The sequence below is a fragment of the Streptomyces sp. OZ13 genome, from assembly GCF_052068155.1.
Lineage (GTDB): Bacteria > Actinomycetota > Actinomycetes > Streptomycetales > Streptomycetaceae > Streptomyces.
Window position 1 is genome coordinate 111,679 of the sequence record NZ_JBQHCZ010000020.1, and the last position, 21,735, is coordinate 133,413.

18 protein-coding genes are annotated in these 21,735 nt (G+C 70.8%); 8 read left to right on the forward strand and 10 right to left on the reverse strand.

Annotation, left to right across the window (positions count from 1 at the left end; translation table 11 throughout):
- Positions 1 to 91 precede the first annotated feature (91 nt).
- Together ACTMTU_RS32095 and ACTMTU_RS32100 are read right to left on the reverse strand one after the other, a co-directional pair.
- Positions 92 to 781, reverse strand: coding sequence for a potassium channel family protein (locus tag ACTMTU_RS32095; RefSeq protein ID WP_441266939.1), 690 nt, complete (start codon positions 779 to 781; stop codon positions 92 to 94).
- Entirely contained in the window at positions 774 to 2,117 is a 1,344-nt protein-coding gene (locus ACTMTU_RS32100; protein ID WP_441266940.1) for a TrkH family potassium uptake protein, read from the reverse strand. The genes ACTMTU_RS32095 and ACTMTU_RS32100 overlap by 8 nt, the downstream gene beginning before the upstream one ends.
- A gap of 247 nt (positions 2,118 to 2,364) precedes the next feature.
- Between ACTMTU_RS32100 and ACTMTU_RS32105 the strand changes: the two genes are divergently transcribed.
- Positions 2,365 to 2,544, forward strand: a complete 180-nt coding sequence (locus ACTMTU_RS32105; protein WP_441266941.1) for a hypothetical protein — start codon at positions 2,365 to 2,367, stop codon at positions 2,542 to 2,544.
- A gap of 218 nt (positions 2,545 to 2,762) precedes the next feature.
- Here ACTMTU_RS32105 and ACTMTU_RS32110 read toward each other — a convergent pair whose 3' ends face one another.
- A complete protein-coding gene (locus ACTMTU_RS32110) occupies positions 2,763 to 3,128 on the reverse strand; it encodes a hypothetical protein (protein WP_441266942.1) in 366 nt (121 codons plus the stop codon).
- Between the two features lie 435 nt (positions 3,129 to 3,563).
- Here ACTMTU_RS32110 and ACTMTU_RS32115 point away from each other — a divergent pair, with 435 nt between their 5' ends.
- Positions 3,564 to 4,607, forward strand: a complete 1,044-nt coding sequence (locus tag ACTMTU_RS32115; protein WP_441266943.1) for a LacI family DNA-binding transcriptional regulator — start codon at positions 3,564 to 3,566, stop codon at positions 4,605 to 4,607.
- An 87-nt stretch (positions 4,608 to 4,694) separates the two neighbouring features.
- On the opposite strand, the gene ACTMTU_RS32120 is transcribed toward ACTMTU_RS32115, so the two are convergent.
- From ACTMTU_RS32120 to ACTMTU_RS32130, 3 genes are read right to left on the reverse strand one after another with little or no spacing between them, the layout of a single operon-like run.
- Positions 4,695 to 5,405 (reverse strand): TSUP family transporter, encoded by a 711-nt coding sequence (locus tag ACTMTU_RS32120; protein ID WP_441266944.1) that lies wholly within the window; start codon positions 5,403 to 5,405, stop codon positions 4,695 to 4,697.
- Positions 5,402 to 6,790, reverse strand: a complete 1,389-nt coding sequence (locus ACTMTU_RS32125; RefSeq protein WP_441266945.1) for an amidohydrolase family protein — start codon at positions 6,788 to 6,790, stop codon at positions 5,402 to 5,404. Before ACTMTU_RS32125 ends, ACTMTU_RS32120 begins: the two co-directional genes overlap by 4 nt.
- Positions 6,787 to 8,175: a uracil-xanthine permease family protein gene (locus tag ACTMTU_RS32130; RefSeq protein ID WP_441266946.1), complete on the reverse strand. Its 1,389-nt coding sequence runs from the start codon at positions 8,173 to 8,175 to the stop codon at positions 6,787 to 6,789. The genes ACTMTU_RS32125 and ACTMTU_RS32130 overlap by 4 nt, the downstream gene beginning before the upstream one ends.
- Before the next feature lie 368 nt (positions 8,176 to 8,543).
- Between ACTMTU_RS32130 and ACTMTU_RS32135 the strand changes: the two genes are divergently transcribed.
- Both ACTMTU_RS32135 and ACTMTU_RS32140 read left to right on the forward strand, forming a co-directional pair.
- Positions 8,544 to 9,380 (forward strand): endonuclease/exonuclease/phosphatase family protein, encoded by an 837-nt coding sequence (locus tag ACTMTU_RS32135; protein ID WP_441266947.1) that lies wholly within the window; start codon positions 8,544 to 8,546, stop codon positions 9,378 to 9,380.
- Positions 9,381 to 9,569: 189 nt separating this feature from the next.
- Positions 9,570 to 10,145: a dihydrofolate reductase family protein gene (locus ACTMTU_RS32140; protein ID WP_441266948.1), complete on the forward strand. Its 576-nt coding sequence runs from the start codon at positions 9,570 to 9,572 to the stop codon at positions 10,143 to 10,145.
- Here ACTMTU_RS32140 and ACTMTU_RS32145 read toward each other — a convergent pair.
- Positions 10,142 to 11,134, reverse strand: coding sequence for a GlxA family transcriptional regulator (locus tag ACTMTU_RS32145; RefSeq protein ID WP_441266949.1), 993 nt, complete (start codon positions 11,132 to 11,134; stop codon positions 10,142 to 10,144). The two genes, ACTMTU_RS32140 and ACTMTU_RS32145, sit on opposite strands and share 4 nt — an antisense overlap.
- Before the next feature lie 72 nt (positions 11,135 to 11,206).
- On the opposite strand from ACTMTU_RS32145, the gene ACTMTU_RS32150 reads away from it, so the two are divergent.
- Together ACTMTU_RS32150 and ACTMTU_RS32155 are read left to right on the forward strand one after the other, a co-directional pair.
- Positions 11,207 to 12,550, forward strand: a complete 1,344-nt coding sequence (locus ACTMTU_RS32150) for an MFS transporter (RefSeq protein ID WP_441266950.1) — start codon at positions 11,207 to 11,209, stop codon at positions 12,548 to 12,550.
- A 204-nt stretch (positions 12,551 to 12,754) separates the two neighbouring features.
- Positions 12,755 to 14,644 carry an ATP-binding cassette domain-containing protein gene (locus tag ACTMTU_RS32155; RefSeq protein WP_441266951.1) on the forward strand — a complete coding sequence of 630 codons (1,890 nt, stop codon included), beginning with the start codon at positions 12,755 to 12,757 and terminating at the stop codon, positions 14,642 to 14,644.
- Between the two features lie 59 nt (positions 14,645 to 14,703).
- Here the strand turns inward: ACTMTU_RS32155 and ACTMTU_RS32160 are convergent, their stop codons facing one another.
- Together ACTMTU_RS32160 and ACTMTU_RS32165 are read right to left on the reverse strand one after the other, a co-directional pair.
- Positions 14,704 to 16,908, reverse strand: coding sequence for a tetratricopeptide repeat protein (locus ACTMTU_RS32160; protein ID WP_441266952.1), 2,205 nt, complete (start codon positions 16,906 to 16,908; stop codon positions 14,704 to 14,706).
- Between the two features lie 70 nt (positions 16,909 to 16,978).
- On the reverse strand, positions 16,979 to 17,362 hold the full coding sequence (locus ACTMTU_RS32165; RefSeq protein ID WP_441266953.1) for a hypothetical protein: 384 nt from the start codon (positions 17,360 to 17,362) through the stop codon (positions 16,979 to 16,981).
- A 574-nt stretch (positions 17,363 to 17,936) separates the two neighbouring features.
- On the opposite strand from ACTMTU_RS32165, the gene ACTMTU_RS32170 reads away from it, so the two are divergent.
- Both ACTMTU_RS32170 and ACTMTU_RS32175 read left to right on the forward strand, forming a co-directional pair.
- Complete coding sequence (locus tag ACTMTU_RS32170) at positions 17,937 to 19,517, forward strand: GMC family oxidoreductase (protein ID WP_441266954.1); 1,581 nt, start codon at positions 17,937 to 17,939, stop codon at positions 19,515 to 19,517.
- Between the two features lie 468 nt (positions 19,518 to 19,985).
- A complete protein-coding gene (locus tag ACTMTU_RS32175) occupies positions 19,986 to 20,750 on the forward strand; it encodes an acetyltransferase (RefSeq protein ID WP_441266955.1) in 765 nt (254 codons plus the stop codon).
- Here the strand turns inward: ACTMTU_RS32175 and ACTMTU_RS32180 are convergent.
- A complete protein-coding gene (locus tag ACTMTU_RS32180) occupies positions 20,728 to 21,717 on the reverse strand; it encodes a translation initiation factor 2 (RefSeq protein WP_441266956.1) in 990 nt (329 codons plus the stop codon). The two genes, ACTMTU_RS32175 and ACTMTU_RS32180, sit on opposite strands and share 23 nt — an antisense overlap.
- Between the last annotated feature and the right edge of the window lie 18 nt (positions 21,718 to 21,735).

A 21,735-nucleotide genomic window follows, 5' to 3' on the forward strand; every position in this document is an offset into this window, starting at 1 on the left:
AGACCCGCCGTCGAGGCCGCGACGGTGGCGACGAGGTCTGGCGTGGAGCGACGCCGCACCCAGGCACCGCGAACAGGCCGGCCCGGGGCGGTTACTGCAGTTCGCTGAAGCGTTCGGTGTCCCGGGTGCGTCCGGCGACGATGATGGTGTCGTCGGCGCGGACGACGGTGTCAGCCGTGGCGTAGGTGAAGCCTTCGCCCGGGCGTTTGATGGCGACGACGGTCAGTCCGAAGCGAGTGCGGATGGCGCTGTCGGCAAGGCGCTTGCCGATGACGTCCGCGGGCGGATTGGTCTTGGCCATGGCGAAGTCGTCCTCGAACTCGATGTAGTCGAGCATGCGGCCACGCACCAGGTGCGCGACGCGCTGTCCCATGTCGTGCTCGGGGTAGACGACGTGGTGCACGCCGAGCTGGGTGAGGATGCGGCCGTGGGCCTCGCTGATCGCCTTGGCCCACACATCCTGGATGCCGAAGGAGACGAGCAGCGAGGCGGTCAGGATGCTGGCCTCGAGGTCGCTGCCGATGGCCACGACGGCGCGGTTGAACTCGTGGACGGCCAGTTGCCTCAGTACGTCCTCCTTGGTGGAGTCCGCCCGAACGACATGGGTGAGGGACCCGGACAGCTGCTGGACGACTTCGGCGTCCTCGTCGATGCCGAGGACCTCGGCGTCCTCGTCGACGAGCTCGAGCGCCAGGGCGCGCCCGAAGCGGCCCAGACCGATGACCACGACGGAGTCGTTCTGGGCGATGCGGCGGGTGAGGTGACTGCGGTTCCTAGCCAATGACGGGTCGCTCCTCGGGCAGGTCGTACAGGCGGACGCGCCGGCGCAGGGCGAGCGCGGAGGCCACCGTGATGGGTCCGAGACGGCCGATGAACATCAGCACGATCAGCAGGACCTGTTCGGCGGAGGGCAGATCCGCGGTGATACCGGTGGACAGGCCGACGGTGGCGAAGGCGGAGATGACCTCGAACAGTGACTGGTCGAGGTTGATGTCGGTGAAGACCATGAACATCACCGTGGATCCGACGACGGCGGCCACCGACAGCAGCACCACCGTCAGCGCTTGGCGCTGGGTGTCGCCGTGCAGACGCCGGTGGAAGATGTTGACCGCGCTCTCACCGCGTACTTCGGCGTACAGGACGAAGAACAGCACGGCGAAGGTGGTGACCTTGATGCCGCCCGCAGTGCCGGCGCTGGCGCCGCCGACGAACATCAGGACGTCCACGCCGAGCCAGCTCGCGGGATTCATCTGCGCGGTGTCGATGCTGCTGAAGCCTGCGGAACGGGGCATCACGCCCTGGAAGAAGCCGGCCAGGAGCTTGCCGGGAACGTCGAGCGGTCCGAGGGTCGCCGGGTTGGTCCATTCGATCCCGGTGATGAACGCGCTGCCGCCGACCAGGAAGACCGCGCTCGCCCACATCACGATCTTGGTGTGCAGCGACCACGACATCGGCCTGCGCCAGCGGCGCCGGAGCTCGAACAGCACGGGGAACCCCAGCCCGCCGGCGATGACCGCGCAGGCGATCGGCAGGCAGATCCACGGGTCGGTCACGAACCCCATCAGGCTGTCCGAGTAGAGGGCGAAGCCCGCGTTGTTGAACGCGGAGACGGCGTGGAAGACGCCCAGCCACAGGGCCCGCGGCCACGAATTGTCGTAGCCGGTGGCGAAGCGCAGCACCAGCACCAAGGCCGTGACCGCCTCCAGGAGCAGACTGACCTTGACCACGCCGAGGACGACCGACCTGACCTCTCCCAGGCCCAGTGTCTTGGTCTCGGCCGCCGCGGTCAGACGGGCCCTCAGCCCGAGCCGGTGGGAGACGAGCACCACCAGCAGGGAGGCGAACGTCATGATGCCCAGGCCGCCGAGCTGGATCAGGCACAGGATCACGACCTGCCCGAAACCGGTCCAGTGAACCGGGGTGTCGACCACGTTCAGCCCGGTCACGCACACGGCGGAAACCGATGTGAACAGGGCTTCGAGCAGACTCGCGCCGCCGGGCCCTCTTTTGGCCACCGGGAGCATGAGCAGCGCAGTGCCGACGCCGGCCGCGAACGCGAACCCGGCCACGACGACCTGTGCGGGATGCCGCAGACGCGGCCACCGCCGACTCACCACGGCAGCTCCGCACCGGTGCCGGAACACAGTTCGATCGCTCGCACCGGACGACGATAGCCATCCAAACGCGATCTTTACGCGAACGCCGCACTCTCATACGCGGCCCTGACGTCGTAGCGCCACCGTGTGCGTGGTGCCGCCCCTACCGTTGCGTCATGCCTCGTTCGCACACCCGGCCGAAGACAGCAGACCCTCCGGTGGCGTCCCACGGCCAAGGGGTTCAGCGGAGTCCCCGGAGAGAGTGTCCGTGACCGACCGCCGCATCCGATGGGCCGTTCTCGCGCTGACCTTGACCGCGACGGCCCTGATCATCGGTGGCTTTCTCGCCCGGGCCGTGTGGCTCATCGGCATCGGCGCCTGGCTGGTGATCGCCGCCTTCCTGCTCGAGATGATTTACCGGCCCGGTCGGTACCCGGGCGAGCGGTGACCGAAAAGCGGCGGCGCCGCGGACCGGCCCCGGACGGTGCGAGTCGCACGAGCCGGGCGGCACTGTGCTGCCTGACATGCCGTCGGGCACGGCGAGGACGGTCAACGGCAGGCCCGCGGCCCGCCCGGCAGGGCATGGCCCGGCCGGGCCGGGCGAGCCGCGGAGCAGCACGGCTGGGGCGGCCCCGGCGCTCGGCTCGCCCACTCCGGATCAGGGCACTAGCGGCGGCGCAGCAGTCTTCCGCGGAGCCGCCTCAGGAAGGGGGCGGGCGACGGGTCCCGCCACAGTGGGCGGTCGGAGCCGCGGAGCGGCACCAGCGGCATCAGGTAGCGCATGCCGGCACTTTCCATCGCGCAGAGCGGCGCTCCGTCGGCGCCTTCCACCGGGGCGAGCAGGATGCGGAACGGACGCGGCGGATCGCCGGGCAGTTCGGCCGTGAGTACCGTGGTGTCCTTGCCGAGTCTCCTCCGGTACGCCACCACCTTGCCGTCCACCAGCACTTCGACCTCGCCACGTGCGCGCCGGAGCTGAACCGTGACGGAGTGCCCGTCCTGGTCCAGGTGAAAGCGCCGACCGCGCGCCATGAAGTGCCTCCTGCGCTTGCCACGAGACGCTGTGGTTCCAGCTTAAGCAGGCGGAGGTATCGCAGACGAGCGGCGGTCTCGGCGGCGAAGAGACCGTGACGGCCGGGTTCGCCTTCCGCACAGCCCGTTTCGACGACAAGGGCACCAGGACCGAGGACGCCCGCGTCATGGTGGTGCGGAACGGCACGACCGTTCGCGGTGGCGTGGCGATCACAGGACCGACCGGTGCGGGGCGCCCGCGAGGGTTGACGGCGGGCGCCATCCGCCTCCCGGACCACGGGAACAGGGCGCGGAACCGCACCGACCAGGTCGACCCTTGGCGCGGAGGTCCCGCCGGGGCGGCCGTTCTCAGGGGCCCGGTACGGCCGGCCGCCCCGGCGTTCGGCGAAGATGGGGGTGTCACTGGTCCTCAGCACGCGAGGAGCGTCCGCGCAGATGCCCACTTCCGGTTCCGGCACGAAGCCGCCGACGATCGCCGATGTCGCGCGGGTCGCCGGGGTGTCGCGCACGACGGTCTCGCATGCCCTCAACGGGCTCGGCAAGGTCGACCCCCGGACCCGCGAACGCATCAAGCAGGTTGCCGCCGAGCTCGGTTACCGACCCAACCTGCGGGCGCAGCGGCTGCGGCGCGGGCAGGCCAGGGCCATCGCGCTCGCCTCGTCCATGCCGTTCGCGGTGGCCGGAGGGCCGTCCCGGCTCGGGTTCTACATGGAGGTCGCCGCCGCTGCCGCCGAGAGCGCCCTGCTGCACGACTACGCCCTGGTGCTCGTGCCGCCCGTGCAGTCCCGGTCCGCGCTGTACTCCGTCGACATCGACGGGGCCATCGTCGTCGAGCCCGACGTGGACGACGCGGCGGCGGCCCAGTTGAAGGAGCGCGGGTTGCCGTACGTGACGCTCGGCCGGCCGGTCTCGCCGGACGAGGACGCGCCGTACGTCGATCTGCGCGGTGGGCTCGTCGCCGAACTGCTGCTGGCCCATCTGCGCGAGCGGGGGGCACGGCAGCCGGCCCTGATCATCGGCTCCGGCTCGCGGCATTCGTCGGTCGACGCCCGCGCAGCCTTCGAGCGGGTGGCGAAGGAGCACGGGTGGGCGCCGATCGTGGCGACCGCTCCGGAGTCGGGCGGCGAGCAGGCCGGCTACGAGCGGTGCGCGGCCCTGCTGGCCGAGCACCCCGGCATCGACGCCGTATGTGCGCTGGTGGACGCCTTCGCGGTGGGCGCGGTCCGGGCGGTCCGGGACAGTGGGCGCACCGTCCCGGACGACGTCATGGTCGTCACCCGGTACGACGGTCTGCGCGCCCGTACGTGCGAGCCGCCGTTGACCGCCGTCGACCTGCGCCTGGACCGGGCGGCGGCCGACGCGGTGGAGCTTCTGCTGGGGAGGTTGCGCGGCGACGCCGCCGCCCCGGCGGTGGCGACGGCGCCCGAGCCGCGGGTGATCGCCCGTGCCTCGTCGCTGCGGGGCACGGCCGGGCGGTGAGCCCGCCGCCGGGACCGGGCCCGCGCGGGGCAATGAGCGGTCCTGCGCGGGCCGTTGATGCGGTCGGAGCTCCAGGGCTTCGTACGGTCAGAGCCCCAGCATGAGGACCAGCCCGGAGACCAGGGCGAAGACGAGTACGAACAGCCGCGTACGCCGCGCGTCGAGCCGGTGGTGCACCAGGCGGCTCAGCCACGCCCCCGCCGCGATCGCCGGCACCAGGGCGAGGGCCCACCCGAGGTCCGCCGGGTCCCCCTCCCCCGTCGCGAACAGCAGGAGCAGCGAGGCGACTTCACCGACGAGGAAGCAGGCGGCGACTGTGGAACGCAGCTCGCCGGGCGGCCGGTGCTGGTAGACCAGCGCCAGCGGCGGACCGCCGACCCCCGTCGCCGTCTCCGTCAGGCCGGTCACCGCGCCCGCGCCCACGTAGGCGGCCCGTCCGGGCGTGAACGCGGGCGCGGCAAGGCTCACCACGGCCGCCAGCACGGTGGCGATGCCCACGAACAGGCCCAGACTGCGGTCGGGGATCAGCCAGAGCAACGCCAGACCGCCGGGCGTGGCGGCGAGCCGCGCGGCGGTGATCCAGCCCGCGCCGCGCAGGTCGAGCGAGGCCCGTTCGCGCCAGGCGACGTACACGTTGAGCGGGATCATCGCCGCCAGGACGAACACCGGGAGGAGGCCGGGATCGAGGAGGCCGGCCACCGGGGCGACGATCAGGGCGAATCCGAGTCCGCTGCTGCCCTGGACGAACGCGGCGGCGGTCACGGTGACGGCGAGCACGGCCAGGGTCTCGGTGGTCACCGTGCGGTGCTCCGTTCCCGTGCCGCCGTGGAGGTGGGGTGCACGCGGGTGATGGCGGCCCTGCCCACGGCGGCGCGGGCCGTTTCTGCCGCCTGACGCACCAGGGCCGGACCGTCCCAGCCGACGGGCGCACCGCACCACAGACGTATGCGTCCCTCGACGAACACGGCGGTGATCTGGTCGCGGTTGCCGCGCCGTACGAGTTCCCACGGCAGGTCCCAGGAGAGCGCGAGCTCCGGGTTGGTGACGTCGACGAGGAGGAAGTCGGCGGCCAGGCCCTCGGCGACCGTGCCGGTCCGTGTTCCGAGGCCGACGGCGTCGGCGCCGCCGCGCGTGGCGTGCTCCAGCCACGTCCAGCCGGCCCCGCACGACGAGTCGCCGGTGACCAACCCGTACGCGAGACGCTGGGCGAACTCGGCCGCCTCGGTGAGCCGGAACCCGTCGCCCCGGGTGCCGTCGGTACCTAGCCCGAAGCGGATGCCGCGTTCGGCCATGGCGGTGGCGGGCGCGACGGCGTTGCCCTTCCAGGCGCTGGCGACGGGGTTGTAGCTCACCGCCGTCCCGGTGTCGGCGAGCAGGGTGAGCTCGCGCGGGGTGAGGAGGGTGGCGTGGGCGGCGAGCAGTTGGGGGCCGAGGGCGCCGATGCTGTGGAGGTGTTCGAGGGGGCGCAGTCCATGGCGTACGAGGGAGCGTTCGACACCGGCCAGGTGCTCGTTGACGTGGATCTGGACGACGGCCCCCGCCTCTGCGGCGAGGCGGGCGGTGTGCCGCAGGGTCTCCTCCGTGGCCGCCTCGGGGATGGAGACGGCGAGCGAGGGATGGATCAGCGGGTCGCCGTCGTAGCGGACGAGGTGCTTCTCGGCGCGGTCGGGGACGGACGGGTTCTCGTCGTCGGCGTCGTTGCAGACGAGTCCCAGCACGCAGCGGATCCCGACGTCCCGTGCGGCGGACGCGACCACCTCGATGTCGACGTCCGCGCGGGTTCCGGCGTCGGCGACGGTGGTGAAACCGCCGCGGAGGGCCTCGAACGCCGCCAGCTTGGTCGCCACGTAGGCGGCTTCCTCGTCCAGCGCGCCCTCCAAGGGCACCCAGACCCTGCGGAAGATCTCGGACGGTTCCCCGAAGGCGAGCGCGGATCCGAAGCTCTGCGTGAGGTGGTGGTGTGCGTCGACGAAGCCGGGCATCAGCAGGTGTCCGGGCAGGCGTACGGGGTCGAGGTGCGGGTGCGTGCGCGCCAGTTCCCCGGCGGGCCCCACGGCGCCGAAGGAGCCGTCGGCGACGACGACCGCGTGGCCGTCGGCGGGGCCCTCGGGCAGGAGGACGGCGTCCGGTACGAGGAGGAGCGGGCCCGGGCCGTCGAGGAGGTCGGAGGTGAGCTGGTTCATCGGTCGCTTTCCGTGCGGGCGGTGGACAGGCGGGCGGCGATGCCCGGCCTGACATGGTGGAAGAGGATGTTGAGGACGGCGGCGACGAACGCGCCGACGGCGACGCCGCTTTCGAGGAGGATGCGGACGTTCGGCGGGAAGCCTCCGTACACGCCGGGGACGAGGATCGGCAGCAGGCCGAGTGCGAGGGCGACGGCGCAGACGAAGGTGCTGGTGTGCCGGTCGAGGTCGGAGCGGCCGAGCATCTGGACGCCCAGCACGGTGATCACGGCGAAGACGACCATGGCGGTGCCGCCGACGACAGCGGACGGGATGACGCTGATCGCGCGGGTCACGGGTGCGAGGAACCCGATGGCGATGAGGACGACGCCGGCGGCGGCGGTCACGAAACGGCTGCGTACGCCGGTGACCCGGACGATCCCGATGTTCTCGCCGCTGGTGACCATCAGCGGCAGGCCGAAGAACCCGCCGAAGAGGGAGGTGAGCGCGTCGCCGCGGACGGTCTTGGGGACATCGGCGCGCTTGTCGATGTCCTTGCCGACGGCTTCGGCGTTGATGACGGTCTGGCCGGTGGCCTCCGCCATGGAGGCGAGGCTGTAGAGCATCAGCGGCAGCGCGGCGACCAGGTTGAACTGGGGTGAGCCGAACGGCATCAGCTGCGGCAGGGTGAGCAGGCCGCCGTCGGCGGCGCGGTCGAGGTCGACGCTGCCGAGGACCGCGGCGAGGCCGGTGCCGGCGAGGAGTCCGAGCATCACGGCGAGCTGGCGCAGGATGCCGCTGGAGAGCAGGTAGAAGGCGACGGTGAACCCGATGGTGGCCATGCCTAGAGCGAGGTTCGCGGGGTCGGCGAAGCCGGGCTCGCCGGGGCGGCCGGTGACGAGGACGGCGCCGACCTTCACCAGGTTGACGCCGACGATGACGATCATCGTGCCGATGACGAGCGCCGGGAAGAAGACGAGCAGCCGGGAGAAGACCGGCAGCACGACGAAGTAGAAGGCGGCCGTGAGGATGACGGCACCGGTGGCTGTGGGCAGGCCGTGCTGCTCGGCTATGGCGAGGAAGAGGATGAGCGGCGCTCCCCCGGGCAGCATCACGAACGGCAGCCGGGGCCCGAACTTCCACGGCCCGAGCGACTGGATCAGGGATCCGACGCCGGAGAGGACGAAGGCCGCGGAGAGCAGGTTGACGGTCAGGCCGGGGTCGAGGCGGAGGGTCGCGCTCATCAGGAAGATCGCCGAGATGGGCGTGGCGGCCATGACGAGGACGTGCTGGATCCCGAAGAGCAGGATCCGGCCGAGGGGGCGGGATTCGTCGACGGGGTGCGGTGGGGCGGGTGCGGGTGCTTGTTGTTCCGCACCGGGCAGGGTCTGGCGGGCACTGGACACGTTCGGGCTCCGTTCGGGCGTTTCGGCACGTCGGTTCTCAGCCGCGATCCGGCCCTGGACGGAGAGCCAAATCGATTTGGCCAAATCGATTTGGCCGCCAGTATCCGAGGGCGGTCGCCGACCGTCAAGGGGGTGAACGGTGGTGTGCCGCGGACTCTGAGCGGCGCATTCGGCCGTGTCGCGCCGCGCGGAAGGCGCGGCGCCCCGTGTGCACGGGCTGCGGCACAGGACCGGCCGACCTGGTCGGGGCGGCTGCTTCGTCCGAGCGCAGGACATGCGGGACACCGCATGCGCTGCCGACAACCCCCGTCCCATAACCTTTGCGTGGAGACGTCAGTCGCCCTGTTATCCACTGCGAGGAGGCAAGGGTGCTCGGAAGGGGCACGCGGTTGCTCGCGGGCGCCGTGATCGTGGCCTGCGCGGTGCTCATCGGCCCCAGTGCACCGAGCGGCGCACTCTTCGCCGGGCCACTGTCCGCCGAAGCCGTCAAGGACGTCGTACCGAACCGGGTCATGACGTGGAACATCTGCAACCCCTGCGACACGAGCAACGTCGACCGGGCAGCGGAGATCGCCACGTACGGGCCCCAGGTCATCGGCCTGCAAGAAGCGTGCGTGCGTGACGTCGAGAGGATCCGGGACCATCTGAGGCGCCGTCACGGGCTGGTCTACCACGTCGAGTACGGCTCGGTACTCCAGAACTGGGGCCGCTGCGGCGGAGTGCCGTGGAGCCCGGGGGCCTACGGCCAGGCGGTCCTCTCGGCGGCACCGATGACGGACCGCGTCAGCGTGGAATATCCCGACGGGGGATCCGAGGACCGCGGGTACATGGCGGTCACCACCATGGTGGGCGGCAAGCCGGTCCGGGTATTCAACACGCACCTCGCCGAACGACGTCAGGAAGCAGTCCGGGCAGACCAGACCGGCGTGATCGCCGCCCAAGTAGCCCGGCACGACCGGGCGATCGTTCTCGGCGACTTCAACGCCGTGCCGGACGCGCCCGAAATCACCGGGATGCAGGCACTCGCCGCGGATACGGACCCGGAGTGTCTTCCCTCGTCCGCCGGCGCCTGCGAGGCCACCACCGACTGGCAGCGCAAGTTCGACTACGTCTTCCTGCGAGGCATCACCTCGCTCGAGCACGGTGTGCATCCCACCCCGCACTCGGACCACCACCTGCTGCACGCCGACCTCGACCTCGCTTGAAGACACCACGGCAACCCGTCGCCGCCGCCCCGCCGTTCATCCCGGGCCGGGCGGCGCCGACGTCGACACAGCGGTGCTCTCGAATGCCTGCCGGTGCGGCGGGGAGATCGGACAGGAACCCGCGAGCCGTGATGAGTCCCCGGTGGCCGGCGGTCTTACTGTCGAACCCGTTACCGAGGAGGACTGCTGATGCGCAGCGTGACTTATTCGATGAACGTCTCACTGGACGGCTACATCGTCGGGCCGGACGGCAGCTTCGAATGGACGGCGCCCGATGAGGAGGTGTTCCGCTTCTGGACGGACGAACTCCGACAGGTCGGCGTCCACCTGTTGGGGCGACGGCTGTACGAGACGATGTTGTACTGGGAGACCGCCGACCAGGATCCATCGCTCGACGACGCGATGCTCGAGTGGGCCGCGCTCTGGAAGCGGCTCCCGAAGGTGGTGTTCTCCACCACGCTTTCGGCGGTGCAGGGCAACACCCGCCTGGTCTCCGGGGGCCTGGCGGAGGAGATCGAGCGGTTGCGGGCCGAGCCGGGGGAGGGCGAGATCGCGATCGGCGGCGCGACACTCGCGGCCGAGGCGGCCGCGTCGGGTCTGATCGACGAGTACCGGGCCGTGGTCTACCCGGTGCTGGTCGGCGGTGGCATTTCCTTCTTTCCCCAGCAGGAGCGCCGGGTGGATCTCGAACTCGTCGAGACCCGCACCTTCAGCTCTCGATTCGTCTACCTGCGCTACCGCGTGGCGCGCCCGGCCGTGCCTTAGCTGTTGCTGATGTCCGCGCGGAAGGCGCGCCGGTAGGCGGCGGGGGTGGTGCGCAGGGCCTCGTGGAAGCGCCGGCGCAGGTTGACTGCCGAGGAGAGGCCGACCCGGCGGGCGATGGTCTCCACCGGCAGGTCGGTCTCCTCCAGCAGCGCGCGGGTGGCGGCGATCCGCCGGGCGAGCAGCCAGCGTCCGGGACTGATGCCCAGCTGTTCGGTGAAGCGCCGGGTCAGCGTGCGGGCCGAGACTTGGGACCGGAGCGCCATCTCGGCGACGGTGACCGGCTGGTCCAGCCGTTCGGACAGCCACTCCAGCAGCGGGGCCAGCGAATCGGTGACCGGTCCTGAGGTGGGCAGTTCGGTGTACTGCAGCTGACAGCCCTCGCGGTGCGGAGGCATCACCATCTGCCGGGCGATCCGCATCGCGTACGCGGCGCCGTGGTCGGCGCTCACCAGGTGGAGGCAGAGATCCACGCCGGCCGCCGATCCGGCGCTGGTCGCTACGTCGCCGTGGTCCACGTAGAGCACCGCGGGATCGACCCGGACCCGCGGGAACAGGGAGGCCAACTCGGCGGCGCGGGCCCAGTGGGTGGCGGCCCGTCGGCCGTCCAGCAGCCCGGCGGCGGCGAGCACGAAGGCACCCGAGCAGATGCCGACGATCCGCGCGCCGCGCCGGTGGGCCCTGCGGACCACCTCGACCACCGGCGACGGCACTTCGGTGCCGGGCGCCTGCTGCCAGCCGGGGATCAGCACGGTGTCCGCGTGCTCCACCGCCTCCAGGCCCGCCGTGACCATCAGGTCGTGGCCGAGCTGGGTACGCACCGGACCGGGGTGTCGCGTGCAGATCTCGAACGCGTAGCGGGCGGGGATCGCCGGGCCGTGGTCGGCGAACACCTCTGCCGCGCAGGCCAGCGGGAAGGTCGACTGCGGGGGGTGCAACAGGGCCACCACCCGGTGCGGAGCCGGGGACTTCGGCGGCGGACGAAGCGTCATGGCGCGAAAGTACCCCATCACGTCGTTCGAGACACTGGGATGAATGGATTGGTCTAGTCCAGCATCTGTACGGTGACCACTTCGCAGACGCAGACGCACAACCGGACCGCCCGGATCGATCCGTCGGCCGCCCCTCCCCCGTTGTGGGACCGGCGCTTCACGCTCTACTTCACCGCCCGCACGGTCTCGCTGTTCGGCGACGCGATGATGCCCGTGGCCACCGCGCTCGCCGTCGGGGCGCTGTACGGGGTTTCCGGCGTCGGCCTCGTCCTCGGCACCTGGACCGGGACGTTCGTCCTCCTGGTCCTGTTCGGCGGGGTGCTGGCCGACCGGTTCGGCGCGCGCCGGATGATGGTCGGCGCGGACCTCGTCCGGGTGCTCACCCAGGGAGTGCTGGCTGCCGCGTTCTTCGCCGGCCCGCCGCCGTTCTGGCTGCTGGTGACCATGGCGGCGCTGGCCGGTGCGGCCGTCGCGATGTTCCTGCCGGGAGTGAACGGGATGGTCCCGCTGGTCGCCCGCGAGCCGCAACGGGCCAATGCCACGCTCAAGGTGGCCGACGCGCTCGCCCATCTGCTCGGCCCGGCCTTGGCGGGCACGCTGATCGCGCTGACCAGCGCCGGGACCGTGTACGCGATCGATGCCGGCACCTTCCTGCTCAGCGCTCTGTGCCTGGCCCTCATCCGGCTCGCCCCGGCCGGCGTGCCCACGGACACCCCGGTCGGCGCCGACTCCTCTGCCCGCACCGGCAGTTCACTCCGTCGTGACCTGCGCCAGGGCTGGCAGGAGTTCCGCGCACGTACCTGGATGTGGGCCGTGATCCTGATCTGGGTGGTCTACGGCGTGCTGGTCTTCGGCCCGCTGGTTCCGCTCAGCTCGACACTGGTCGGCGCCCGGCTCGGGCCGAACGCCTACGGACTGGCGGTCTCCTTCCTCGGCGTCGGAACCGTGGTGGGCGGCCTGCTGGCACTGCGGCTGCGCCCGGCCCGGCCGCTGGCCGCAGGCGCGGCGGCGATGGCGCTGTACACCGTGCTGCCGCTCTGCGTCGCGCTGGACGCCGGCCTGCCGGTACTACTGGCGGGCCATGTGCTCGGCGGCGGCGCCATGGCGTTCTGGTCGGTGATGTGGGCGACCAGCGTGCAGACCCACACCCCGCCCGCGGTGCTCAACCGGGTCACCGCGTACGAGCAGGCCGGCTCGGTGTCCGGGATCGCGCTCGGCCAGATACTGGCGGGGCCGGCCACCGCGCTGGCCTCCCCGGGGCGGCTGCTGCTGGTGTCGGCGGGCGTCTGCCTGGCGGGCTGCGTGGCGCTGTTCGCGACCCGGGAGATCCGCACACTCCGCCGCGCCGCACCGGCGGACGGCGGCAGGCCCGGGGCACCGGGCACCCCGGACGGAGAACCGCCCGGCACTGGCTGACGCCGCGTGGAGACTCGGCGTTTCGGCCATCCGCCCCGGGAGGACACCCCGGGCACGGCACGGGTCGGTGCATCGCCCATGCTCCGCATCTCCCGCAGTCATACGGATTTCGTCGCGTCTGAAACACGTGTGTTCGAAATTCCGCCCCCTGTCGTTGACCCCGCGACAGCACCCGATCGACCAACCGACATCCAGGGGGACCAGTTGACCTCGGCCGACACTCACAGCAAACAGAACGCCGCCCCTCCCCCACCGCCACCGGCCGAGATCACATACAGCGGCCAGTACTCGGTGAACCCGCTCGGCAAAGCGTCCTTGCGGAAGATGGGCGCCCGGATTCCCGCAGTACTGCGACGGATCGCCCGGATGTCCTGGGGCATCGACCGCCGGGCGGTTCAACTGCTGGTGGCCTGCCAGGTGGTGACAGGCGTGGCCGCGGCGATCCTGCTGGCCGCGACCGCCCGGGCGATGGAACCGATCCTCGGCACCGGTGCCGTGAGCGAACGACTGCGCACGGCGCTGCCGGCGCTCGTGGTCGTGGCCGTTGCCGCCGCGTTCGCCCGCGGTGCGGTTGCCGTGGCCACCTATGCCGAACGGCGGATCACCCCCAAGCTCACTACCCGGACGGACGTCGCCCTGGTCGAGGCGGTCTGCCGGGTCGAGGCGTCGGCGTACGCGGTGGACGGGTTCGCGGACCGGCAGGAAGCCGCTGAGATGGGAGTGCTCCGAACCCATGTGATGGTCACCGACGCTCAACGCTTCATGTCGGCCCTGATCCGCATGATCAGCGCCGGAAGCGTCCTGTCCGTACTCAACGTCCTTATGCTGCCGCTGCTGCTGCTCGCCGTCCTGCCGGCCGGGGTCGGCGCCGTCCTCAGCGCCCGCGTCGACTACGAAATCCACTACGCGAACGTCGCCGACCGCAACGTGCGCGGCATGATGCGCTGGTGGTCGACCACCCCCAAGTACGGCGACGAGGTCCGGGCCAACGGCATGACGGACTACCTCCTGTTCTGGTACCGCTCCCTGTCCGAACGGTGCGACCGGCGAACTCTTTCCGCTGCCCCGCGGACCCTCCGCATCGCCCTGCTCTCCTCACTGGCCGGCGGCGTATTCCTCGTCGCGACGTGGGCCGCACTGGCCTGGCTGGCCGTGACCGGCCGGATCGAGCTCGCCATCGCCGCGACCGCGGTCGTCGCGGTCCAGACGACGCTCGCGGCCCTGTCCCAGGTCGTCATCAACGGCGCCGCCGTCTTCCACACCAGCCTCTACCTCACTGACATGCAGACATTCCTCGACGATGCCGGCGCGAGGGCACCCAGGCGCGGCAACGTGACGATCAGCCCGCCCGTGGAGGAGATCCGCCTCGATGAGGTCGTCTATCAGTACCCCGGCAAGGAGCAGCCGGCCGTCGACGGCGTCTCCCTGACCTTGAGGCGGGGGCAGATTCTCGCGATCGTCGGAGCCAACGGCTCCGGGAAGTCGACCCTGACGCGTCTGATCACAGGCATCTACCTGGCCGACAAGGGCCGTGTCAGCTGGAACGGCTCGGACCTGGCCGAGGTCGACCCTGCCACCGTCTGGAACGCCACCGGCCTGGTACCGCAGATCTTCGCGCAGTGGCCGCTGCGCGTCCGCGAGAACGTCACCCTCGGTCAGCCCCGCACCCTCGACGACGGGCCCGTGTGGGAAGCCGTCGACGCGGTCGGCATGCGAGAGGCCATTGACGACCTGTCGGCCGGCCTGGACACCCTCCTCGCCCGCGAGATCTTCGGGGGCGCGGAACTGTCCGGAGGCCAGTGGCAGAGGCTGGCCTGCTCCAGGGCCCTGTACCGCCGCCCGGCGCTGCTGATCCTGGACGAGCCGACCTCACAGATGGACCCGCGCGGGGAACACCAGATCTTCGAGGAGATCAAGGCCATCGCCGGCGACCGCATCACGATCGTGGTCACCCACCGGCTCGAGAACACCAAGGTCGCCGACCACATCGTGGTCATGGAACACGGCCGCATCACCGAACAGGGCCACTATGACGACCTCGTCAACGCAGGCGGGACCTTCGCGGAGCTCCTGGAACTCTCCCAGGACCGCTAATTCATGAGCTGGTCCTCATGGCCGTACACGGTGACGCCCATGGAGCGGATCGGTCAGCATCACGTACTCCGTCCTCTGCCCCGGCGCGTCTTGGCAATGCGGTGCCACAGTCCGCCTCTGTCGGCAGGGGTCGGCAGAGCGCGGGTGATTTCGGTCAGCACCGCGGTCACCTCGGCATCCCCATCGAGCCGCGCCGCCAGTGCCAGCGCCTGTGCGTGGAGTTCGCGAGCCTCCTCGGTCCGCCCGACGGCGACCAAAGCGAGCCCGAGCCGTGCGAGGGCGTCGCAAAGGGCGTGCTCGTGCGCCCTGAGATCCTCTGCGGCCAACTGCCTGAAGACCTCCACGCCCTCCGAGGCCCGAAGCACGGCGTCGTCCGTTCGGCCTGCCTCCAACAGCTTCGCACTGAGGTGGATCAACAGATCGGCGTAGTACCTCTGGAAGGCTCCCGGGGCCGCCCGTGCCTGGCGTCTGCGGATCTCCATGGCTTCCTGAGCGGGGGCGACGGCCTCCGAGTGCCGACCCAGGTCCGCGAGCGCAACGCTGAGGTTGTGCAGTGCTCCCGCGAGTTCCACATTGGGAAGTGCGGGGTCGTCCCCGCGTGTCCATCGGCGTCCGATGGACACGGCCTCCTCGGCGGCCACCCGGCGCCTTTCCGGATCGCGCTCCTGGATGGCGAGGTTCGCAAGGGAACGTCCCACCAGGGGTTCGGCGTCAGGCTGGTCCCGGGCGAGTTCCCGGTAGATCCTGATCGACTCTTGTGTCGCGGCGACAGCCTCCGCCCGCCGCCCGGCCCCGAACAGCGCCATGCCGAGGATGGTGTGGAGCCCGCCCCTGTCGCTCGTCGTTCCGTGACCGTCGACCACTGCCAGCGCCGCTTCCGCCACAGCCGTTCCGTCGTCGAAGTAGCGCCACTGGAAGAGGCGATACACGAGGTCGAAAGCGATGCGAACCACGACGTCAGGGTGGCTCCCGGCGAAGGTCTGGGCGGCAGCGGTGAGGTTCGCGCGCTCTTCCTTGAGCCAGCCGAGCGCTTCACTGCGGCTGCCGAACCGCTGACGGATACGCTCCTCCGGCAGGTCCACCAAAAGCGCGGTCGCGGCTTCGAACGTCGTGGAGTAGTGCTCCAGCAATCGGTCCGCCGCCTCCGCCCGGGCCCTCGCGTCGTCCCCCTCCGCCAGTTCCGCCGCGTACAGCCTGATCAGGTCGTGCATCCGCCACCGCCCTGCGCCCACCGGCTGCTCACTCAGCAACGCCGTGCGGGCGAGGTCCGCCAGCAGGCCCCGGGCAGGGCGGCCGATCAGGGCTTCCGCCGCGTCCGTGGCCAGGTCCGGGCCGGGGTTGAGGGACAACAGGCGGAAGAGCAGGGCCTGTGCGGGGTCCAAACGACGGTACGAGCCCTCGAAGGCGGCCCGTACGGCGAGGGAGTGGCCGCCGTCGTCGTAGCGCAGTTGCTCCAGGCGGCCTCGGGTGTCCGCAAGTTCGGCGGCGAAAGCGGCGAGGGTGAGGCCCGGGTCGCCGGTGAGGCGGGCTGCGGCGATCTCCAGGGCGAGCGGGAGCCTGCCGCAGTGGCGCACGACCTCGTCCAGTGCCTCACGCTCGCGCGAGGGACGGGCGTCGTCGGGGCGCGCGCGGGTGAGGCTGTCGCTGATGAGTTCCCGGGCCGGGCCGGGCGCCAGTTCGTAGAGGCTGAGCTGGCGCGCGGGGAGGGCCGCGAGGATGTCCCGGGAGGTCACCACCAACCGGTGTTCGCGACGCGCGGGAATCAGGGGGCTCACCTGCGCGGCCGTTGAGGCGTTGTCCGCCACCAGCAGCACGCGTCGGCCCTGGTCGGCCATGCGGGCAAGCTCGGAGCGGTAGACGGCCGCCTGTTCGTCGGTCGTGGACGGCAGGTCCTTGTCCCGCACGCCGAGTGCCCGCAACAGCGCGGCAAGTGCCTGCCCGCCCGTGACCTGGCCCTCCGGGTCGTAGCCGCGCAGATTCACGAACAGCACTCCGCCGGGGTACCAGTTGCGTACGATCGCTGCCTCGTGGGCAACATGCAGCGCCAATGCGGTCTTGCCGACCCCCGCGAGTCCGGAGACGGCGGAAACCACGACGGCCGAGGGGCCCTGCCCATCGGGATCGAGGAGTTCCAGCAGTTGTTCGGCCTCGGACGTGCGGCCGACGAGGTGCGCCGGTGGGGCCGGAAGCGCGGCCGTTGCCTGCGGTACGGGGCCCGTGCCCGTGGAGATGATGTTGTACTGGTCGCCGGCGAATTGCTCCACGCGTCCCGTTCCCTGGGCGCGCGCGTGCTGCTCTGCGCGAAGGGTACGCCGCTTCTCCCCCGCCATCCGGCTACCGCCCACCGCTGTACTGATCGCCGCCGATCTGCGTAATGCGCGCAGTGCCCGACGATTCGGCCTGCTGCTCCACATCCCCAGAGGGCCGGGAGGCCGTGCCACCTCGGCTGCCGCCGATCTGTACCGTCCGTGAGGCGTCCCTCGCCGTCGCCCGCTGGACCACCCGGCCTCCTGCCCGCGTCTCGCGCCCGGCCCACCAGCCGAGCGGCGCCCCAACCGCACCCGCGGCGATGGTTGCGAACGCGGCGGCGACTGCCCAGCGTTCGGCCTCCCCGCTCGGCAGCCAGCCGGAGAACACCGATCCGGCCAGCCACAGTCCGACTCCGAAGGCCACGACCGATGCGGTCGCCGCCACTGCCCACCGAACCGTTCGCGCCACAGCGGAACTCCTCTCGTGGTCCCAGTGGTTCGAGTGTTCCAGGCCCCGGCCGGCGTGGGAACACAGCCAAGGCCCGCGGCGCTCCTCGCGAAACCACGGGCCTGGCCCTGCGCCGCGATCGCCTTCATGGCCCTCATGCGAACCACCGCCTGGACAGGGTTCGACGGACGTGTCCAAAACGAAGGCATACAAGGCGATGGGGTTCTCCGGTGTGCCCAGTCTCGCGTCAGGGCGGTCTGTACGAACCTCTCCTGGACCCTCAAAGTGGACCTGGGCCGGGAGCTCGACCACATGGACGCCCAAAAGCTGCACCACCCTCGAACCGGTGCTTGAGGATCCATACATGGAGTGGGTGCCGTACATGGACCTGAGCTCGAGCCATCTCCACCTGGAGATCACCACGGTCCCTCACGATTCGCCCGCCTCTCGCGCGTCATCGACCCCACGCGTTCATCTCGGCACCGGGGGCGTCACCGAGCTCCCCGGGCGTAGCAGCACGACTGGATCACGCGCCATCCGGTGCGCGTCCACGCATCTTCGTTCGTGACCACGCACTCTTCATTCAAGGGACGGGATGAGCATGTACGACTACGTCATCGTCGGCGCCGGATCCGCGGGCTGCGTGCTCGCGGCGCGACTGTCGGAGGATCCCGAGGTACGGGTGGCCCTGATCGAGGCCGGCGGCCCCGACACGGCGCAAGAGATCCATATCCCGGCCGCCTTCCCGCAGTTGTTCAAGTCCGGACTCGACTGGGACCTCGACTCCGAACCGGAGCCGAGCATCGGCGGCCGGCGGACCTACCTGCCCCGGGGCAAGGTGTTCGGCGGCTGCAGCTCGATCAACGCGATGATCTACATCCGGGGCAACCGCATTGACTACGACAGCTGGGCCGCGGCCGGGGCCACCGGCTGGTCGTACGACGACGTGCTGCCGTACTTCCGGCGTGCTGAGGACAACCAGCGCGGCGAGGACGCCTTCCACGGCGTGGGCGGACCGCTGACGGTCAGCGACGGCAGGTCCGGCCATCCGCTCCCCTCCGCCTTCGTGCAGGCCGCCGAGCAGGCGGGACACAAGACGAACGACGACTTCAACGGCGAGACGCAGTTCGGCGTCGGGCGCTACCAGCTCACACAGCGCGGCGGCATGCGATGCAGCACGGCCGTCGCCTACCTGCACCCCGCCCTTGAACGGCCGAACCTCACCGTGCTCCCCTGGGCCCGTGTCCACCGCGTGGTCATCGAGGGCGGCCGGGCGACGGGTGTGGAGGTGGAACGGGGCAGCGGCGGTGCCGTCGAAGTCGTGCGCGCAACGCGCGAGGTGATCCTTTCCGCAGGTGCCTACGAGTCCCCGAAGCTGCTGATGCTTTCCGGGATCGGGCCCGCGGCCACCCTGTCCGTCTTCGGCATCGACGTCGTCCGCGATCTGCCGGTCGGACAGGGCCTGCAGGACCACTACATGACGCTGCTGAACTTCCGCACCGACCTCGAGTCGCTGATCAGCGCGGCGAGCCCGGACAACGCCGCGCTGCTGCAGAGCGAGGGACGCGGCCCGCTGACCTCCAACATCGGCGAGGCCGGCGGCTTCTTCCGCAGCCGCGACGAACTGGACGCCCCGGACCTGCAGTTCCACGCCGCTCCCGTGCTCTTCCACCAGGACGGGCTCGGAGCGGCCTCCGAACACGGCTTCGCCTTCGGCCCGTGCGTACTCGCCCCGACCAGCCGCGGCGCGGTCACGCTGCGCTCGCCGCGCCCGGACGTCGCCCCCCGGATCGTGCACAACTACCTGTCGACGGCGGAGGACCGGGAGTCCATCGTCGCCGGCATCCGGATCGCCCTGGAGATCGCGGCGCAGAAGGCGGTTGCCGACATCGTCACGGGACCGTACGACGTGCCGGTTTCGGACTCCGACACGGAACTCCTCGCCTGGGCGCAGCGGTCCGGACAGACCTTGTACCATCCGACGTCGACCTGTGCCATTGGCACGGTGGTCGACCCCGAACTGCGCGTGCTCGACGTGCCGGGCCTGCGGGTCGTCGACGCCTCGGTGTTCCCGGCGGTGCCCCGCGGCAACACCAACGCACCCACGATCATGGCCGCGGAGAAGGCCGCCGACCTCATCAAGGCAGCCAACGGCGCCGAGGGAATCGCGCCGTGACACCGTCCGGACGGAGGTCGATCGGCCTCTGTGCCGACAGTGCCGCCGATTCTGGGGGCCCGACCCTGCTCACAGCCCCGGCTCCTCGGGGTTACCACCCCATGACAGCCGCGAGGCCTCGACATACCACTGCCATGTCAGTGGCAGCCTCCATCCACGGACCGACGATCAGCGGGAACAGGGTCTCCCCCGCGACCGTGACACGCTCCCACTGACACGCAGTCGACACGTCGCAGCGGGAAGAGCCCGCGAAACCGTCCAATCACACCCGCCGACCGGGTCCGCTGGAAGCCGGCATGCCGGGGCCGCTGAACACCGTCAGGGCCGGCAGTTCGGACTCGCCCCCTCATCAGCCGATCCACCCACGGCCCGATGGCCGAAAGGCCGCCGTTGCGTCAGCTCCTATGCATACCCCGACAAGTACGGCGGGCAGAGTCGTCCAATACGACAGCCGCGAGGGGGAGCTGGATGTCACACGGCGTCAGGCTGGCACGGCAACGACGGGACCGTGACCTCCGCATACGTCACCGCGCCGGGCCGCCCCCGCCCTCCCCGAAGGATCTGCTGATCATCGGGGCGGGCGGGATGGGCCGTGCTCTCGCATCGATGTGCGCCCAGGACGCAGACGAGGCGGGCACACGACGGTGGCGGGTACGGGGCTTCATCGACGAGGACAGGGAACTCCACGGCACCCGGGTCGACGGCCTGCCGGTCCTCGGCGGGCTGGAGGCCGTCGGCCGCTGCCCGAGCGCGGATCTGGTGATCTCGATCTGCCATGTCGACCATCAGGGCGCACGCCGCAGGATCGTTCAGGCACTGGGACTCCCGCCGCACCGGTACCCGACGATCGTTCACCGCACAGCAGTGATTGATCCCAGTTGCACCGTGGGACACGGCACGGTGCTGATGCCGATGGTGTGTGTCCTACCGGGCGTGACGATCGGCGATCACGTGATCGTCCGGCCGCACACCATGATGGCGGCTGACGTCGTGGTCCGGGATTACGGCACCGTCGCGGCCCAGGTGTTCCTCGGGCGGCATGCTGTGGTGGAGGACAACGCCTACGTCGGTGCGGGTACGAAGGTCAGGGAGTACGCCTCCGTGGGGTCATCGTCCGTCGTCGGTATGGGGTCGCTCGTCCTCGGCCACGTGCCTCCGGGGGAGATGTGGGCGGGAACCCCCCTGAGACGTCTCGCCCCGGCCTCCCGGCTCACAGATCACGGTCCGCCATGACCTTCTGCTCGGCCTGCTCCACAGCGAACCGCCCGGCCGGGTCACCGCCGGCGCGCTCCACGGCACCGCGTACCAGGGCAAGATAAAAGAGGGTCGGCGCGCAGGGCGTCCACCGCTCCTCCGGCTCGTCCGCGATGAAGCCGAACACCGACTCCGGGTCCGCGTCCACGAACTCGAACCGGTCGTGCTCCCACTTGTCGGTGACACCTCGCGTCCAGCGAAGACGCAGCGTCGGCTCGTCGAGCTCGGGCACCACCGCGCGGAAGAACGCCGCCCACTGGTGGTTGACCAGGTCGAGCCCGAACCCGAGCAGCTCCACCTGGGTCTTGTCCCCGTCATGCACGGCAAGCTCCTCGAAGAGGGCGCGGCGCGCCACCGCGTGCAGGCTGACCGGGCTGCCGTCCCGAGGCAGGTCGTGCTGCCGGGCCAGGCCCTCGTTGGCGGAGGAGTTCCACCGCGCGCTGTTCGGCCCGGCAACCTGGGCGCTGCGCCGGGAGAACAGCATTTTGCCGTCCTTGCCGGTCTCCAGCGCCACGTTGACGCCGAAGCTGCAGTTCATCCAGGAGGGCGCGTCGGCCGGGTCGCCACCCTCCAGATACTGCTCGCGCAGGGTGAAGCCGTTCTTCTGCCGCCGGTCGAGGTTGAGCGAGGTGGTGAGGAAGTCGAAGTAGTCGGCATCCCGCATGGTGAGGGACACCACGGGCTCCTCGGCCAGATGCGTACGGGTGACCACGACCCGCTCGACCGCGAACCGCGCGTTGTTCCACCGGTGCGGCAGCCCTCCGGCCTCCTTGCGCTCCTCCTCCGCCTCGATGGACCGCCGCCAGGCGGCGATCTCCTCGGGGAACCGCACACGCTCCGGCTTGTACTTGACGTGGACGTTCTCCTCGTCGATCGGCCGGGTCCCGTCACCCTCGAAGAGATGACAGCCTGTTGCCCGGCCAACCACGGTGAATCTGTCTCGCATCGCCAACTCCACTGGTAA

What these genes read in the sequence shown, in the direction of transcription:
- ACTMTU_RS32125 (WP_441266945.1), bottom strand. Translation starts at nt 6,790, where the DNA reads ATGAACCAGCTCACCTCCGACCTCCTCGACGGCCCGGGCCCGCTCCTC.
- ACTMTU_RS32140 (WP_441266948.1), top strand. Translation starts at nt 9,570, where the DNA reads ATGCGCAGCGTGACTTATTCGATGAACGTCTCACTGGACGGCTACATC.
- ACTMTU_RS32145 (WP_441266949.1), bottom strand. Translation starts at nt 11,134, where the DNA reads ATGACGCTTCGTCCGCCGCCGAAGTCCCCGGCTCCGCACCGGGTGGTG.
- ACTMTU_RS32175 (WP_441266955.1), top strand. Translation starts at nt 19,986, where the DNA reads ATGTCACACGGCGTCAGGCTGGCACGGCAACGACGGGACCGTGACCTC.
- ACTMTU_RS32180 (WP_441266956.1), bottom strand. Translation starts at nt 21,717, where the DNA reads ATGCGAGACAGATTCACCGTGGTTGGCCGGGCAACAGGCTGTCATCTC.
- ACTMTU_RS32170 (WP_441266954.1), top strand. Translation starts at nt 17,937, where the DNA reads ATGAGCATGTACGACTACGTCATCGTCGGCGCCGGATCCGCGGGCTGC.
- ACTMTU_RS32115 (WP_441266943.1), top strand. Translation starts at nt 3,564, where the DNA reads ATGCCCACTTCCGGTTCCGGCACGAAGCCGCCGACGATCGCCGATGTC.
- ACTMTU_RS32110 (WP_441266942.1), bottom strand. Translation starts at nt 3,128, where the DNA reads ATGGCGCGCGGTCGGCGCTTTCACCTGGACCAGGACGGGCACTCCGTC.